Source organism: Methylobacterium indicum (assembly GCF_017347565.1).
In the GTDB taxonomy this organism is placed as follows: Bacteria; Pseudomonadota; Alphaproteobacteria; order Rhizobiales; family Beijerinckiaceae; genus Methylobacterium; species Methylobacterium indicum.
In genome coordinates, this window is sequence record NZ_AP024145.1 from 3633476 (window position 1) to 3647424 (window position 13949).

Genomic DNA, 13949 nt, shown 5'->3' on the forward strand with positions numbered 1-13949 from the left:
CGGCCCGATGGGACGCCTTCGCTTCTACCGCAGGAACGCCAGCGCCAGCGGCACCAGAACCGCCGTCAAAAAGGCATTGAGCCCCATGGCGATGCCCGCGAAGGTGCCGGCGACCTCGCTGACCTGGAAGGCGCGGGCGGTGCCGATGCCGTGGGCGGCGAGCCCGACGGCAAAGCCGCGGGCGCGGTAATCGGTGATGCCGAGGCGGTCGAGGAGCGGGGTCACCATGATGGCGCCGAGGATGCCGGTGAGGATCACCAGGACGGCGGTCAGCGTCGGGTCGCCGCCGAGCGCCGAGGTGATGCCCATGGCGACGCTGGCGGTGACGGATTTCGGCGCCAGCGCGATCAGGATCGGGTCCGGCACGCCGAGCAGCTTCGCCGTGCCGATGCCGGCGACGAGGGCAACCGTGGAGCCGACGGCGAGGGCCGCCAGCATCGGCACCAGCACGCGGGTCACGGTCTTGCGGTGCTCGTAGAGCGGGATCGCCAGCGCCACGGTGGCCGGGCCGAGGAGGAAGTGCACGAACTGCGCGCCCTCGAAATAGACCGCGTAGGGCGTGCGGGTGACGATCAGCACGAGGCCGACCATCCAGATCGCATGCAGGACCGGGTTCGCCAGGGGGTGGCGGCCGGTGGCGGCCGATACCCGGTCGGCGACGACATAGGCGGTGAGCGTCACGGTGAGCCACAGGAGCGGCGTCCGCGTCAGGAACACCCAGAGGGCGAAATCCCCGGTCATCGCCCGGTCCGCTTCGCGACGAACGAGAAGGTCAGCACGGTGGCGACGAGGGCGAGCGCCGTCGAGACCACCAGGGCCACCGCCAGCGCCAGGCCGTGGGCGGCCAGCACGTCGAGCCGGCCGATCACGCCGGCGCCCGCCGGCACGAAGAGCAGCGAGAGGTGGGCGAGCAGCCCCTTGCCGGTGCGCTCGAGGGTCCCGTCGACGAGGGGCGCGGGCAGCCCGCCGGGGCGGCGGTCGCGCAGGATCAGCACCCCGAGGAGCAGCGCCATGCCGACGACCGGCCCCGGCACCGGCAGCGCGAAGGTCCGTGCCAAAATCTCGCCGACGAGCTGGCACAGCAGCAGGAGCGTGAGGCTGAGGATCATGCCGCCGCCCGGGCCGGGCCGGAAAGCCAGTGGTCGAGGAAGGCGTCGAGCCAGGCCGCGACGCGGCCGTCATGCATGAACCGGCCCTCGATCTGGCGCGCCCGGTCCTGCGCGCCGGGCAGGCGCAGGCGCTCGGCGGCGCGCACGGTCCAGCGGCAGATCATGGCGTGGGTCACCTCGGGGTGGAACTGGAGCCCGAAGGCCGCCGGCCCGACCCGGATCGCCTGGGTGGGGAAGTCGTCGCCGGTGGCGAGCGTGTCGGCCCCGGCCGGGCAGGAGAACCCCTCCCGGTGCCAATGGTAGACGTGGGACGGCCAGGGCTGGCCGATCTCGCCCGCGAAGTCGCGCCCGGCCTCGGTCGGCAGGAGCGGGTAGTAGCCGATCTCGGCCCGGCCCTCCGGGTGGGCGCGAACCGGGGCGCCGAGGCACTTCGCCAGCATCTGCGCGCCGAGGCAGAGGCCGAGGAACGGGCGCTGCTCGCGCAGCGGCACCTGGATCCAATCGATCTCGCGGCGCACGAAGTCGTCGCCGTCGTTGGCGCTCATCGGCCCGCCGAAGATCACCGCGCCGGCATGGTGCTCCAGCGTCTCGGGCAGCGGATCGCCGAAGCGCGGGCGGCGGATGTCGAGGGGGTGGCCGCGCTCCTGGAAGAGCCGGCCGAGGCGGCCGGGGGTCGATTGCTCCTGGTGCAGGATCAGGAGCACGGGCTTGCGCGGGGCCTCCGGCGTCACGACGGAACTCGTCATCACCGGGCCGGCACCTGCTGGGCCGGCAGCCCCGCCAGGGCGACCGCCCGGGTGGCGGTGATCGCGGCGTCGTCGAAGCCGAGGAGCTGGCCGACGCGCCAGACGAGGTCGTCCTCGAACTCGTGGACCTGCCCGTCGGCGGCGGCGACCGCCCAGGCGAGGCCGAGGAGCCCGCGCCGCTCCTCCTCCGGCAGGTCGCGGCCGATCATCTCGACGAGTTCCGCGACATCGCGGGTCTCGTCGTCGAAGCTGATGGCGCGGGCGATCAGCGCCTTCGCCTGCGCCTCGGTCGGGACGAAGCGCTGGGTCAGGAGACGGGCGAGCCGGTCGCGCTCCACCGCCGCCAGCGTCCCGTCGACCCGTGCGACGTGCACGAGCAGGGCCGCGGCGGCGAGGTGCTGCTCGGCCTCGGCATCGAGCGGCGAGGCGGGCGCGCCGAACATCTCGGCGGCATAGGCGCGAAGGCGGGCGATCAGAGGCATTGGGAGGATTGGGTTTTTCCGGCTCGTCCCATCGTCCGGTCTCGGGGGCCCAGCGTCAAGCGCCGTTCCGTGCCGGGGCCCGCCCTGAGCCCTGCGCGGGCGGCAAGCCGGTTCGAGTGTCGCTTGGAAACCACCCCGGCGGAGCCGAACCACGACCGCGCCCGGTCCCGGCTCGTCGCCTCGCCGACACAGCCTTGCCAACCCGACCGCCCCCGGCTATGAGAGCGCCACCGAACGCCGCAGCGCCGGCCCGGTCGGCGCCGCAATAGCTCAGCTGGTAGAGCACCTCATTCGTAATGAGGGGGTCGGGGGTTCGAATCCCTCTTGCGGCACCACTCGTCTCCACCACAAGCAGTTTGCGGTCATCGGCTGGATCTCGGATCCTCCGGTGTTTTTTGCATGTCCGGTCCTCTGCCGCCTGCCACGTGCGGGTGCGGTGATCCGGCCATGAAACAAATCTTCAGCCCCTTCCCCGCATCAGCGGCGACGACGATTGTTCGCACGAGGCGCCCGCCCCTCCCCCGGCGGCGGAGAGTACCGACCGATGAGGCGTTCCCGCGTGCCCGGTGCAGGCCTGGCGTCCTGGACCGAGATCGACACCGGCCCGATTCCCGGGGGTGGGGCCCTGCGGCTGGTGCGACGCGGCGACGAGTTCCTGATCGCGGTCGACGGGATGGAGCTGATGGGCAGCCATCGCAGCGGTTCGGAGCGGGAGCTCGCGGAGCTTGCCTGCGGGGCGCTCTGCGACCATCCGGCGCCGCGGGTCCTGATCGGCGGGCTCGGCATGGGCTTCACCCTGCGGGCGGCGCTCGCGAGGCTCGGGCCGCAGGCCCGGGTGGTCGTGGCGGAACTGGTGCCGGCGGTGGTGGCCTGGGCCCGCGGGCCGCTGGCGCATGTCTTCGCCGGCTGCCTCGACGATCCGCGGGTCGAGATCCGCGAGGCCGACGTCAACCGGGTGATCCAGTCCGGCCCCGAGACCTGGGACGCCATCCTGCTCGACGTCGATAACGGCCCGCACAGCCTGGTCAGCCGGGCGAACGACCGGCTCTACGATTCCTGGGGGCTGAAGCGGGCACGCTGGAGCCTGCGGCCGGGGGGCCTGCTCGGCGTCTGGTCCGGCTGCCCGGACCGCCAGTTCAAGGCGCGGCTGCAGCGTACCGGCTTTTCCGTGATCGAGCACCGCCTCCGTTCGGAGCGCCCGGGCCGGACGCCGCACGTCGTCTGGATCGCCCGAAAGCCCGCCGCCCCGGCCGCGTGACGCAAGGGAGCGGCGACGGCGAGCGGCGACGGGAAGCGCCCGACCGGATTGACGGCGGGCCGGCGCTTCCGCAACGCTCCGCCGGGGCGGCACGCGGGAGTGCCGTCTCCCGTCACGGCGCCCCGCCTTGCCGGAGCGGACGGGTGCCGGCGCGATGGCGGAACAGGAGACGACGGATTTCACGCTCGGGCGGCTCGCGGCCGAGCAGCAATTCGCCCTCTGGCACGACCTCGTGCGGCCGCTGTTCCGGGTCAGCCTCGAGACGCAGGAGGAGGCCGCCGCGTTCCGGGCCGAGGTGCAGGCCGCCCCGGTCGCCGACGCGCTCCTGACCACCTGCACCGCGCGCGGACAGGTCTTCGCGCGCGACATGGGGGATGTCCGCAGCTCCGGCTGGGACCACGTCGTGATCCAGCACTACGTGTCCGGCCGCTTCGAGGGCCTGTGCGGCGACCGCACGGTGGCGGTGGAGGCCGGCGACATCAACGTCCTCGACCTCAACCGCACCTTGCGCACCCGGGCGACCGACTTCTCCAACCTGACCCTGATCCTGCCGCGGGACCGGCTGCCGATCGCGGCGACGCACGACCTGCACGGCCGCGCGCTCAAGGGCGGCGACGCGATCGCGGCCGTGATCGGCAGCCACCTGCGCAGCCTCGCCGCCCATGCCGGGTCTCTGTCGCCGCGGGAGGCGGGCAGCGCCCTCGACGCCCTCTGCCTGCTGCTCTCCGGCAGCGATCTGCGGGAGGCCGACCCGCTGGTCCGGGCCGCGGCCTCGGCCAGCGCCCACGAGCGGATCTGCGCCCATATCGACCGCCACCTCGACGATCCGGATCTGAGCCCCGCCACCCTCGCTGCCGCCTGCCGGGTGTCGCGGGCGACGCTCTACCGGCTGTTCGGCTTCGAGGGCGGGGTGATGGCCTACATCGCCGGGCGCCGCCTCGACCGGGCCTTCACGATCCTGTGCCGCCCGGAAGCCGAGCGCACCAGCATCGCCGAGGTGGCCTATCGCAGCGGCTTCACCAGCGAGACGCATTTCAGCCGCTCGTTCCGGGGCCGCTTCGCGATGGCGCCGCGGGATGCCCGCCGCCTCGCCCGGGCGGGGCTGGCCCCGGCCCGGGCGGCGATCGGCCTCGCCCCCCACGACTGGATCGGCACGATGCGCCGCCTGCGCGAGACGTTCTGAGCCCTCCGCGCGGTCCTACGGCAGCGCGCCGATCTTCTCCTTGGCGCGGGTCATGGTGTCGTTGCAGGCATCCGCCTGGCCGGCACGGTCCTGCTCGCGGGCCTTGGCGATCAGGGTCCGGGCCTCGGCGATATGCGCGGCCTCCGGCTTCGTCGCCGGATCGCTCGGCTGGCCGGGCGGCGGGGCCGGCAAAGCCTTCGGCGAGCCGGTCGTCGTCGGGGTCTCCCCGGTGACCTTGGCGGCGCCGGGGCTCTCGAGCCGGCGCTCGATCGTGGCGATCTGCTCGGCGCACGGCGTCGCGGAGGCGGCGGTGGCGAGGAAGGGCAGCAGGGCGGCCGCCCCGATCAAGATTGCGCGATTCACCGGTGACGCTCCTCGTGCGAGGCCGCCCCCTCCGGGCGACGCCGGGATGCAACGGCGCGTCCGCGTCGCGGTTCGCACGCGGCCCCGCGGCCGCGGTGTCGCAGGCCTGCCGGGCGCCCCGCCCGCCGCGGGCATCGTGGCGCTCCCGGGCACCCTGCCATTCCGGGCCGGCATGCCTCCCGGGGTCGGCTCCGTCCTACAGGAGAACCTTCTCCTCTCTTTGGGACGCCGCGAGCGGACAGCAGGATGAAGCATTCCCCGAGGCTCTCCGGCCAGGCGTCGCTGCCGCTCCTCGTCGCGGTGACGATGACCGGAACGGTGGCGTTGCACATCTTCGTCCCGGCGCTGGTCGCGGCGGCGGCCGATCTCGGCACGACGCCGGTCGCAGCCCAGCTCACGATCACCCTCTACCTCGTCGGGCTCGCCTGTGGGCAACTCGTCTACGGTCCGCTCTCGGATCGGTTCGGCCGCCGGCCGGTCCTGATCGCCGGGCTGTCGCTCTACCTCGCGGGCCTGCTCCTCGCGATCCCCTCCCCGTCGATCGAGGTCCTGATCGTCGCCCGGGTGCTGCAATCGCTCGGGGCCTGCGGCTCGCTGGTGCTCGGCCGGGCGATGGTGCGCGACGTCTCGACCGCCACCGACGCCGCCCGCAAGATCGCGATCCTCACCATGGCGATGACGCTGACGCCGGCCCTCGCCCCGGCGATCGGCGGCCTCGTCGCCGGCGCCTTCGGCTGGCGGGCGGTGTTCGTGGTGCTGGCCGCCGTGGTGGCGGGCCTCGGCGCCCTGGTGGTGTGGACGCTGCCGGAGACGAACCGCCGGCCGATGGCGCTGCCGGGCGTCGGCGCCGTGGCGGGGGCCTATCTGCGGCTCCTGCGCAATCCCGCCTACCGGGCCTACATGCTGGCCGGGGCCTGCGCCGGCACCAGCCTCTACGCCTTCCTGGCGGTGGCGCCGTTCCTTCTCGTCGACCGGCTCGGCCGCTCCTCCCAGGAGGTCGGGCTCGATTGCCTGATCGTGGTGGCCGGGATGGTGGTGGGCTCGGGCATCGCCGGGCGCCTCGCCGGACGGATGCCGATCCGCCGCGCCGCCAAGATCGGCAACGGCGTCTGCCTCGCCGCCGCCCTGGCGCTGCTCGCCGTCGACCGGAGCGGTGCGCTCACGGTGACGACCCTGCTGGCACCGCTCGTGCTCTACGCCGTCGGCATCGGGCTCCTCGGGCCGAACGCGGTGGCGGGGCTGATGAACGTCGATCCCCATGCCGCCGGCTCGGCCTCGAGCCTGTACGGCTTCATGCAGATGGCGCTCGGCGCCCTGTTCACCCTGGCGGTCGCCACCTGGCACGACGGCTCGGCCATGCCGGTGGCGGTCACGCTGCTCGCGGCATCCGTCATCGCCGCCCTGTCGCTGCGGCGGGCCTGACGGGTGGCCTCACCCGCCACCGGCGAGCCTGTGAACAGACGTTAACCTTTCCTTAACTCGGCCGTTGCCCTCACGGACCCGGCGTGCGACCAACTCGTTAACGAGAGCTTAACGGGTGTGGGTGCGGGTCGGATGCGTATCGCGGGTCGCAAGAACGGAATCGGACAGGCTGCATTCGCGGCCGTCGCCCTCCTGGCCTCGGTAACGGGCGCCGGCAGCCAGACCCTGGCGGCGCTCCCCGCCGTCACCATCCCGGCGGCCCCCGTCGGCGAGGCGCGGCCGGTCCCGGCCTGGACCGAGTTCTGCGCCCGCTACGCCCGGGAATGCGCCGTGGACACGAGCGAGCCGACGGAGGTCACTCTGACCCCGCGGCTGTGGCACACGGTCACGACGGTGAACCGCCAGGTCAACACCAGCTTGCGCGCCGTCACCGACCAGGAGCACTGGGGCGTGCCCGACCGCTGGGACCTCGCCGAGGATGGCTCGGGCGATTGCGAGGATTTCCAGCTCCTCAAGCGCAAGCTGCTGGCCCAGGCCGGCCTGCCCCGCCGCGCCATGCGCATGACCGTCGTCATCGACGAGAAGGGCGAGGGCCACGCCGTCCTGATGCTGCGCACCGACCGCGGCGACTTCGTCCTCGACAACAAGACCAGCGCCGTTCTCCCCTGGCACAAGACCGGCTACACCTATATCAAGCGCGAGGCCGACGAGGCCATGCGCTGGGTCTCCCTCGGCCGGGCGGTGTCGCCGGTCGTCACCGCGAACCGCTAGCCTCCGGCTCGAACCGGGCCGCCAGGGCCTCGCTCGCCAGGATGGCGCTGCCGTTGGTCCAGGGCAGCGGCAGGATCACCCGCACGCCGGGCGCCGGCTCCGGGATCACCGGACGGGCGAGCGGCGCGGCGATCGGCACCGGGTCGAGACCGGGCCGCAGCGTGAGGGCCGCGGCCTCCCGGCCGCCCCGGGCGAGCAGCGCGACCGACCCGATCGCGACGATGAGCGCGGCCTGGAGTCCCAGCCGGCGTAGGGTCCGCATCATGTGAGCACCCGCCTGTCCTGCGGCGACCGTGTCCGGGACCAGTCGCTCGTTGGACAAGACCATCGAGCCGGGCCGCTTAACGTCCGGTCGTCGGGACGTCCGCTCTCTTCCCGGCGAGGCGACGACTTATCGCGATGATGAACGGAGGTTTTACACTGATCTCCACCCGGTGGTAACCTTGACGGATCGTCCTCGCGCCGGGCCGCGAACGGGCGGCGCCCCTCGGGATGGGCCGGAGCGGGCGCGTGCGCTATATTCCCCGGCATGAGGATGCAGCGGGGAACGGTGCGGATGGGGTGGCCGGCGGGACGGATGCTGTCGCGGCTCGTCCTGTGGAGCCTGCTCGCGGGCCTGAGCGCCCCCGGCCCCGTCCACGCGCAATACTACGACGAGGGCTATGCCCCGCGCCGCGTGACGGAGGGCGCCTACGGCTACCGCCGCCGCGATCCCGGCTACCGGCCGGCGCCCGAGCCGCAGCGGCAGTTCTACTGGCCGTGGGAGGACCGCCCGGCGGCGGCGCCCCAGGCGCAGGATTACGGCCAGCCCGCGGCTCGCGGCGGCTACCGCACGCCCCGCCCGCGGCGCGAGCGCGAGCGCGAGGTCGTGCACAGCCGCGAGGGCCGCTCGGTGCAGCGGCCCAAGCCCCGCCCGGCCCCGGTCGTGGCGCGGCCCGCCGCCCCGAAGCCAAAGACCGACCCGGCGACCCAGATCGCGGTGTTCGGCGATTCCCTCGCCGAGCTGCTCGGCCAGGGCCTCGACACCGTCTACGAATCCTCGCCCGACGTGGCGGTGATCCGCCGCGCCAAGGGCGATAGCGGCCTCGTGCGCAAGGACGTGGTCGACTGGCCGAAGGCGGCGGAGGACTACCTCAAGACCAACCCGAAGGTCTCCTACGCCGTGGTGATGGTGGGCGCCAACGACCGCCAGCCCCTGCGCGACGGCGACCAGACCGTCGATCCCCTGAGCGAGCGCTGGCGCACCCTCTACCGCGACCGGGTCGACGCGCTCCTCAAGGTCTTTTCCGACCGCAAGGTCCCGGTCGTCTGGGTCGGCGAGCCGCCGATGAAGAGCGACACCCTCTCGGCCGACATCACCTCGCTCAACGAGATCTTTCGCGACCGGGTGCAGCGGGCGGGCGGCGTCTACGTCGACATCTGGCCGGCCTTCGTCGACGAGAACAACCGCTACGCCGCGACCGGGCCGGACCTCGAGGGCCAGCAGGCGAAGCTGCGCACCGCCGACGGCGTGCACTTCACGCAAGCGGGCGCCCGCAAGGCGGCGCATTTCGCCGATGTCGAGATCAAGCGGCTGATCGAGGCCAAGGGCGGCAGCCCGACCCCGCCCGACGCGGTGGCGGCGGTCAGCCCCGAGGCGCCGCCGCCCGCCGCCGGCCCGGTCAAGCTCGACGACGACGCGGCGATCGACCGGCTCATCACCGCGATGCTGCCGAGCCTGCCCGAGCCCCCCGGCATCCCGGCGCTCCCGGTCAAGCCGGCCGCCGGCCCGGTGGTGCCGCTGACCCGCACCGAGGTCGCGCCCAACGGCCAGCTCGTCACCGGCCGGCCCCGGATCGACCGCGACACCGGCTATACCCTGGAGCGCAGCCTGACCCGCGGCGTCGCCCCCCCGCCCCAGCCGGGCCGGGCGGACGATTTCCGCTGGCCGCGAGGGTGAGGGCTACAGCCGCGCCGTGAGCGTCGCCAGCACCGAGAACGGTGCGCCCGGGATGTTGTTGAACTGGTTGAACGGCGCCTCGATGTAGCGCGCGTTGGTCAGGTTCTTCAGGTTCAGGGCGAACCGGGCGTGCTCGTTGAGGTCGTAGAAGACCGCCGCATCGACGCGGGTATAGGCGCCGACCTTGTAGGTGTTGGTGATGTCGCCGAAGCGCGAACCGACATGGGTCACGCCGGCGCCCAGACCGAGGCCGCGCCAGAATCCCTCGTCGAACTGGTAGGTGGTCCAGACGCTGCCGCTGAATTGCGGCGCGCCGTCGAGCCGGTTGCCAACCGGGATGAATCGATCGCGCGTCACCCGGGCATCGGTGAAGCCGACGCCGCCGATGACCTTCCAGCCCGGCAGGATGGTGCCGGCGAGATCGGCCTCGACGCCCTTCGAGCGCTGCTGGCCGGTGATGATCGAGAAGCCGGTATTGACCGGATCGTTCGCCGCGACGTTGTTGCGGGTGATGTCGAACACCGAGGCGGTCAGGCTCAGGTCCGGCGAGAACTCGAACCGGGTGCCGACCTCGACCTGCTCGCCGGTCTCCGGCGCCGGGTTGGCGGCACCGAAGACGTTGGCGGTCTGCGGCTTGAACGAGGTGGTGTAGCTCGCGTAGAGCGCCAGGGGCTCGGCGACCCGGTAGATCAGCCCGACCCGCGGCGACACGCCGGACAGCTCCTGGTCCGGCGGGATCGTACGCGAGGTCGGGGTGCGGCTGAAGTAGAACTGCGAGCCGGTGTCGTAGCGCACGCCCAGCAGCAATTGCAGGCCGGAGCCGAGGTCGATCTGGTCCTGGGCGTAGAGCCCGGTCAGCTCGGTCTTCTGCTTGAGGTCGCTCTGCAGCGACAGCGCGCCCGGCAGGGCGAGGCCGGGAACGGGGTTGAGGAAGCTCACCGAGGCGAGCGGACCTTGCGTGGTGATCGCCCGCCGGTAGCCGTTGACGTACTCGACCCCGAGGAGCGCCGTGTGGCGCAGGCCCAGCCAGTCGAACTTCGCGACCAGCTCGGTCTGGCTGTCGACGGCGGCGTAGGTCGAGGTGGTGGCCGTGGTGCGGCGGGTGAGCGTGAGCCCGTTGGCCGAGACGCCGTTGGCCCGGGCCGCGATCGCGTCGAAGCTGCCGCCCTGCGCGTTGATCACCTGGCGCAGCATCAGGTGCTCGTTGACGTCGTGCTCGACCTTGAGCGTCCCGAAATTCGCGTTGGCATTGTAGCGCGAGAACGGCTCGCCGTAGTAGCGCGCGATGTTGTCGAGGGGCACGCGGCCGTTCCGGGCGACCAGCCCCTCGTCGTAGACCGTGTCCTGCCGGGTGAACTCGCCGATGAACGAGACCCGGGTGTCGGGGCTCGGGTTCCAGCTGAAGGCCGGCGCGATGAAGAACCGGGAATTGTCGCGCCCGGCGAGGTCGCGAAACGTCGGGTCGACCTGCGTCCCGAAGCTGAGGCGGGCGGCGAGCCCCTCGACCCCCGGCACGGCCCCGGAAGCCGAGCCCTGGACCCGCCGGAAGCCGAAGCTGCCGCCCTGGATGCTGGCATCCGCCGTCGGCACCAGGCTCGGCTGGCGGGTGACGATGTTGATGACGCCGCCCGGATCGCCCCGCCCGTAGAGCACCGAGGCCGGACCTTTGAGCACCTCGATGCGCTCGACATCGGCGAGGTCGCGCTGGACCGGGTAGAACGTGTTGGCCTGGTTCATGAACACGCCGTCGATGGCGTAGGTCTGGGTCCGGAAGCCGCGGATGATGAAGGTGTCGCTGCGGCCCTGGATGGTGCCGCCCGGCTGCACGTTGCTGACGTTGAACAGGGCATCGGCGAGCCGGGTTTCGGCCCGGTCGACGATCACCTCGCGCGGCACGACGTTGACGGTCTGGGGGACGTCGCGCAGGGGCGTGTCGGTCTTCGTCGCGGTGGCGCTGCGGGTGGCGCGATAGCCCTGGACCGGACCGGTGGCGGTTTCCCGGAACTGCGGTGCGCCCGCGACGGTGATCGTATCGAGGGCGATCGCCTCGACGGCCTCCTGCGCCCATGCGCCGCCGGCGCCGAGGACCGGCGCCGCGCCCGCGAGCAGAGCGACGAGCAGCGGCGACCGATGCCGGCGGGCGGGGCATGGACGTGGGCGCACGGGAACCTCGAGTGACGAAAAAAACGACCTCTCGCCGCGTAGGCGGCTGGTTCTCGGCAATCAATCATTTCGTCCCAACAGGTTCTAGAATGATTCCAGCCCTGGCCGCTATCGTCGTTGGTGTTGCATCGACGCATCTTTCCCAGTGTTCGAGGCAACGTGCCACGCACCTTTCATTGCACGAATTAGAATAGATACAATCAGATCGGTCGATGACGGGTGAGGCCGCGCGCTCCCGACGGAGTCCGGTTTCGGATGGCCCCTGCCCTGCCGTGCGCCCATGCAAAGCCTTCGATGGGAAACCTCGAATGCGAGGGTCCCGGAAACGACGACGGGACCCGCCCCGGATGGAGCGGATCCCGCGTGTCGATGCTCGAATTCATCACCGGCGGGGGCTGGGCGCCCCCGGCGGACGGACCCGCCTCAGAGCGGCAGGGTCGTCGCGCCCATCAGCGCCTCGTCAATGGAGCGGGCGGCCTGCCGGCCCTCACGGATCGCCCAGACCACCAGGGACTGGCCGCGGCGCATGTCGCCGGCGACCCAGACCTTGTCGGTCGAGGTGCGGTACTGGGTGTCGTCGGCGAGCACGTTGCCGCGCTTGTCGCGGGCGACACCCGATTCCTCGATCAGGCCGGTGGCCACCGGGCCGGCAAAGCCGATCGCCATGAAGACGAGATCGGCGGGCAGCAGGAACTCGGAGCCGGCGATGGGCTTGCGGGCCTCGTCGACGCGGGCGCAGACGACGCCCTTCACCTTGCCCTTCTTGTTGCCCTCGATGCGCAGCGTCGCGGCCTGGAACTCGCGCTCGGCGCCCTCGGCCTGGCTCGACGAGGTGCGCATCTTGGTCGCCCAGTAGGGCCACACGGTCAGCTTGTCCTCGCGCTCCGGCGGACGCGGGCGGATGTCGAGCTGGGTGACCGAGAGGGCGCCCTGGCGGAAGGCGGTGCCGACGCAGTCCGACGCGGTGTCGCCGCCGCCGATCACCACCACGTTCTTGCCGGCGGCGAGGATCGGCTCCTCGGGCGTCGCGGCCTCCTGGCCGACGCGGCGGTTCGACTGGACGAGGTAGGGCATGGCGAAATGCACGCCCTCGAGCTCCTGACCCGGCAGGCCCGGATCGCGCGGAGCCTCGGCGCCGCCGGCGAACAGCACGGCGTCGAACTCGTTGTGCAGGCTGGCGAAGGAGCGGGTGACGCCGACATTGACGCCGTAATGGAACTGCACGCCCTCGGCCTCCATCTGCCGCACGCGGCGGTCGATGTGACGCTTCTCCATCTTGAAGTCGGGGATGCCGTAGCGAAGGAGCCCCCCGGCCTTCGGCTCGCGCTCGAAGACGTGGACGTCGTGACCGACGCGGGCGAGCTGCTGGGCCGCCGCGAGGCCAGCCGGGCCCGAGCCGATCACCGCGACCTTCTTGCCGGTCTTCACCGCGGCGGGCTCGGGCACGACCCAGCCCATGCTCCAGGCCTTGTCGGCGATCGCCTGCTCGATGGTCTTGATCGCGACCGGCTGGTTCTCGAGGTTGAGGGTGCAGGCCTCCTCGCAGGGCGCGGGGCAGATGCGGCCGGTAAATTCCGGGAAGTTGTTGGTGGAGTGCAGGTTGCGTGCCGCCTCCTCCCAATCCGCGTTGAAGACGAGGTCGTTCCAGTCCGGAATCTGGTTGTGGACCGGGCAGCCCGTCGGGCCGTGGCAGAACGGAATGCCGCAATCCATGCAGCGCGCCGCCTGCTTCTTCAGGTCGTGCTCGTCGAGCGGCAGGGTGAATTCGAGGAAGTGACGCACGCGGTCGGCCGCGAGCTGATACTTCTGCTCCTGCCGGTCGAATTCGAGGAAGCCTGTGACCTTGCCCATCGGGTGAGTGCTCAGTTCGTGAAGTGGTCGGGCCGGCGGCGGGTCTTAGGCGACCCCGGCGACGGTGGCGGATGTGGGGAGCGCGTCCCCGCAGCGGGTGAGCCAGGCCCGGATCGCGGGCCGGCCCGAGAGGTCGAATCCGCCCTCGTCGGCGAATTGCGTATAGGTGAAGAGGGCGACATCCGCGATGCTGACGGCCTCGCCGACGAACCACGCGGCGGCGGTCAAGTGTCGCTCCATCCGGTCGAGGGCGGCCTCGCCCCCGGCGACCTTCTTCGGGTCGCGGGTCTCGGCCGGCTCGCCCCGGTAGCGCATGTGGAAACGGCAGACCGCGATCGTCGGCTCGTGGCTGTACTGCTCCCAGAACAGCCACTCGTCGATCTTGGCCTGTATCCAGGCGTCGTCCGGCAGCAGGGCGGAGCCGCGGGCGAGGTACCGGATGATGGCGTTCGACTGGGCGAGGCAGCGCCCATCCGGGAACTCGACCCCGGGCACCTGGCCGGCGGGAAAACGGGCCAGATACTCGGGCGTGCGGCTCTCGCCCTCCATGATGTCGATCGGGATCCAGTCATAGGCGAGCCCGAGGTGATCGGCGACGTACCGCACCTTCAGGCAGTTGCCCGACATCCTGTCGCCGTAGACCTTCACCGTGGGATCTCCTT

At 72.0% G+C, this 13949-nt stretch carries 14 protein-coding genes and 1 tRNA gene; 6 read left to right on the forward strand and 9 right to left on the reverse strand.

Going from position 1 to position 13949, the window contains the following annotated elements:
• Window positions 1-24: 24 nt before the first annotated feature.
• From miv_RS17040 to miv_RS17055, 4 genes are read right to left on the reverse strand one after another with little or no spacing between them, the layout of a single operon-like run.
• Window positions 25-741, reverse strand: coding sequence for an LrgB family protein (locus miv_RS17040; RefSeq protein ID WP_048430260.1), 717 nt, complete (start codon window positions 739-741; stop codon window positions 25-27).
• Window positions 738-1109, reverse strand: coding sequence for a CidA/LrgA family protein (locus miv_RS17045; RefSeq protein WP_048430261.1), 372 nt, complete (start codon window positions 1107-1109; stop codon window positions 738-740). Before miv_RS17045 ends, miv_RS17040 begins: the two co-directional genes overlap by 4 nt.
• Entirely contained in the window at window positions 1106-1855 is a 750-nt protein-coding gene (locus miv_RS17050) for a glutamine amidotransferase (RefSeq protein WP_207177894.1), read from the reverse strand. Before miv_RS17050 ends, miv_RS17045 begins: the two co-directional genes overlap by 4 nt.
• Window positions 1855-2337, reverse strand: a complete 483-nt coding sequence (locus miv_RS17055; protein ID WP_048430263.1) for a tellurite resistance TerB family protein — start codon at window positions 2335-2337, stop codon at window positions 1855-1857. The genes miv_RS17050 and miv_RS17055 overlap by 1 nt, the downstream gene beginning before the upstream one ends.
• 259 nt (window positions 2338-2596) lie before the next feature.
• Here miv_RS17055 and miv_RS17060 point away from each other — a divergent pair.
• The 3 genes from miv_RS17060 to miv_RS17070 all read left to right on the forward strand — a co-directional run bounded on the left by miv_RS17060 (window position 2597) and on the right by miv_RS17070 (window position 4778).
• Window positions 2597-2672: transfer RNA gene (locus tag miv_RS17060), tRNA-Thr, on the forward strand.
• Window positions 2673-2881: 209 nt separating this feature from the next.
• On the forward strand, window positions 2882-3595 hold the full coding sequence (locus tag miv_RS17065) for a spermidine synthase (protein ID WP_207177895.1): 714 nt from the start codon (window positions 2882-2884) through the stop codon (window positions 3593-3595).
• Between the two features lie 154 nt (window positions 3596-3749).
• Window positions 3750-4778 carry a helix-turn-helix domain-containing protein gene (locus tag miv_RS17070; RefSeq protein ID WP_207177896.1) on the forward strand — a complete coding sequence of 343 codons (1029 nt, stop codon included), beginning with the start codon at window positions 3750-3752 and terminating at the stop codon, window positions 4776-4778.
• A gap of 15 nt (window positions 4779-4793) precedes the next feature.
• Here miv_RS17070 and miv_RS17075 read toward each other — a convergent pair whose 3' ends face one another.
• The gene (locus tag miv_RS17075) at window positions 4794-5141 is read right to left on the reverse strand and encodes a hypothetical protein (protein WP_244748560.1); all 348 of its coding nucleotides are present in this window, start codon (window positions 5139-5141) and stop codon (window positions 4794-4796) included.
• Between the two features lie 246 nt (window positions 5142-5387).
• Between miv_RS17075 and miv_RS17080 the strand changes: the two genes are divergently transcribed.
• Complete coding sequence (locus miv_RS17080) at window positions 5388-6563, forward strand: multidrug effflux MFS transporter (RefSeq protein WP_207177897.1); 1176 nt, start codon at window positions 5388-5390, stop codon at window positions 6561-6563.
• A gap of 132 nt (window positions 6564-6695) precedes the next feature.
• A complete protein-coding gene (locus miv_RS17085) occupies window positions 6696-7334 on the forward strand; it encodes a transglutaminase-like cysteine peptidase (RefSeq protein ID WP_058616969.1) in 639 nt (212 codons plus the stop codon).
• On the opposite strand, the gene miv_RS17090 is transcribed toward miv_RS17085, so the two are convergent.
• Complete coding sequence (locus miv_RS17090) at window positions 7318-7599, reverse strand: hypothetical protein (protein ID WP_048430269.1); 282 nt, start codon at window positions 7597-7599, stop codon at window positions 7318-7320. The two genes, miv_RS17085 and miv_RS17090, sit on opposite strands and share 17 nt — an antisense overlap.
• Window positions 7600-7890: 291 nt before the next feature.
• On the opposite strand from miv_RS17090, the gene miv_RS17095 reads away from it, so the two are divergent.
• Entirely contained in the window at window positions 7891-9273 is a 1383-nt protein-coding gene (locus miv_RS17095) for an SGNH/GDSL hydrolase family protein (RefSeq protein ID WP_207177898.1), read from the forward strand.
• Between the two features lie 3 nt (window positions 9274-9276).
• Here the strand turns inward: miv_RS17095 and miv_RS17100 are convergent, their stop codons facing one another.
• The 3 genes from miv_RS17100 to miv_RS17110 all read right to left on the reverse strand — a co-directional run bounded on the left by miv_RS17100 (window position 9277) and on the right by miv_RS17110 (window position 13935).
• Entirely contained in the window at window positions 9277-11436 is a 2160-nt protein-coding gene (locus tag miv_RS17100) for a TonB-dependent siderophore receptor (protein ID WP_207177899.1), read from the reverse strand.
• A gap of 423 nt (window positions 11437-11859) precedes the next feature.
• Window positions 11860-13287, reverse strand: a complete 1428-nt coding sequence (locus tag miv_RS17105; RefSeq protein WP_058616966.1) for a glutamate synthase subunit beta — start codon at window positions 13285-13287, stop codon at window positions 11860-11862.
• Between the two features lie 45 nt (window positions 13288-13332).
• On the reverse strand, window positions 13333-13935 hold the full coding sequence (locus tag miv_RS17110; RefSeq protein ID WP_207177900.1) for a glutathione S-transferase family protein: 603 nt from the start codon (window positions 13933-13935) through the stop codon (window positions 13333-13335).
• Between the last annotated feature and the right edge of the window lie 14 nt (window positions 13936-13949).

Excerpts from the sequence above, each read along its gene's own strand:
- miv_RS17040 (WP_048430260.1), bottom strand. The coding sequence starts at position 741 with ATGACCGGGGATTTCGCCCTCTGGGTGTTCCTGACGCGGACGCCGCTC.
- miv_RS17045 (WP_048430261.1), bottom strand. The coding sequence starts at position 1,109 with ATGATCCTCAGCCTCACGCTCCTGCTGCTGTGCCAGCTCGTCGGCGAG.
- miv_RS17050 (WP_207177894.1), bottom strand. The coding sequence starts at position 1,855 with ATGACGAGTTCCGTCGTGACGCCGGAGGCCCCGCGCAAGCCCGTGCTC.
- miv_RS17055 (WP_048430263.1), bottom strand. The coding sequence starts at position 2,337 with ATGCCTCTGATCGCCCGCCTTCGCGCCTATGCCGCCGAGATGTTCGGC.
- miv_RS17065 (WP_207177895.1), top strand. The coding sequence starts at position 2,882 with ATGAGGCGTTCCCGCGTGCCCGGTGCAGGCCTGGCGTCCTGGACCGAG.
- miv_RS17070 (WP_207177896.1), top strand. The coding sequence starts at position 3,750 with ATGGCGGAACAGGAGACGACGGATTTCACGCTCGGGCGGCTCGCGGCC.
- miv_RS17080 (WP_207177897.1), top strand. The coding sequence starts at position 5,388 with ATGAAGCATTCCCCGAGGCTCTCCGGCCAGGCGTCGCTGCCGCTCCTC.
- miv_RS17085 (WP_058616969.1), top strand. The coding sequence starts at position 6,696 with ATGCGTATCGCGGGTCGCAAGAACGGAATCGGACAGGCTGCATTCGCG.
- miv_RS17090 (WP_048430269.1), bottom strand. The coding sequence starts at position 7,599 with ATGATGCGGACCCTACGCCGGCTGGGACTCCAGGCCGCGCTCATCGTC.
- miv_RS17095 (WP_207177898.1), top strand. The coding sequence starts at position 7,891 with ATGGGGTGGCCGGCGGGACGGATGCTGTCGCGGCTCGTCCTGTGGAGC.
- miv_RS17105 (WP_058616966.1), bottom strand. The coding sequence starts at position 13,287 with ATGGGCAAGGTCACAGGCTTCCTCGAATTCGACCGGCAGGAGCAGAAG.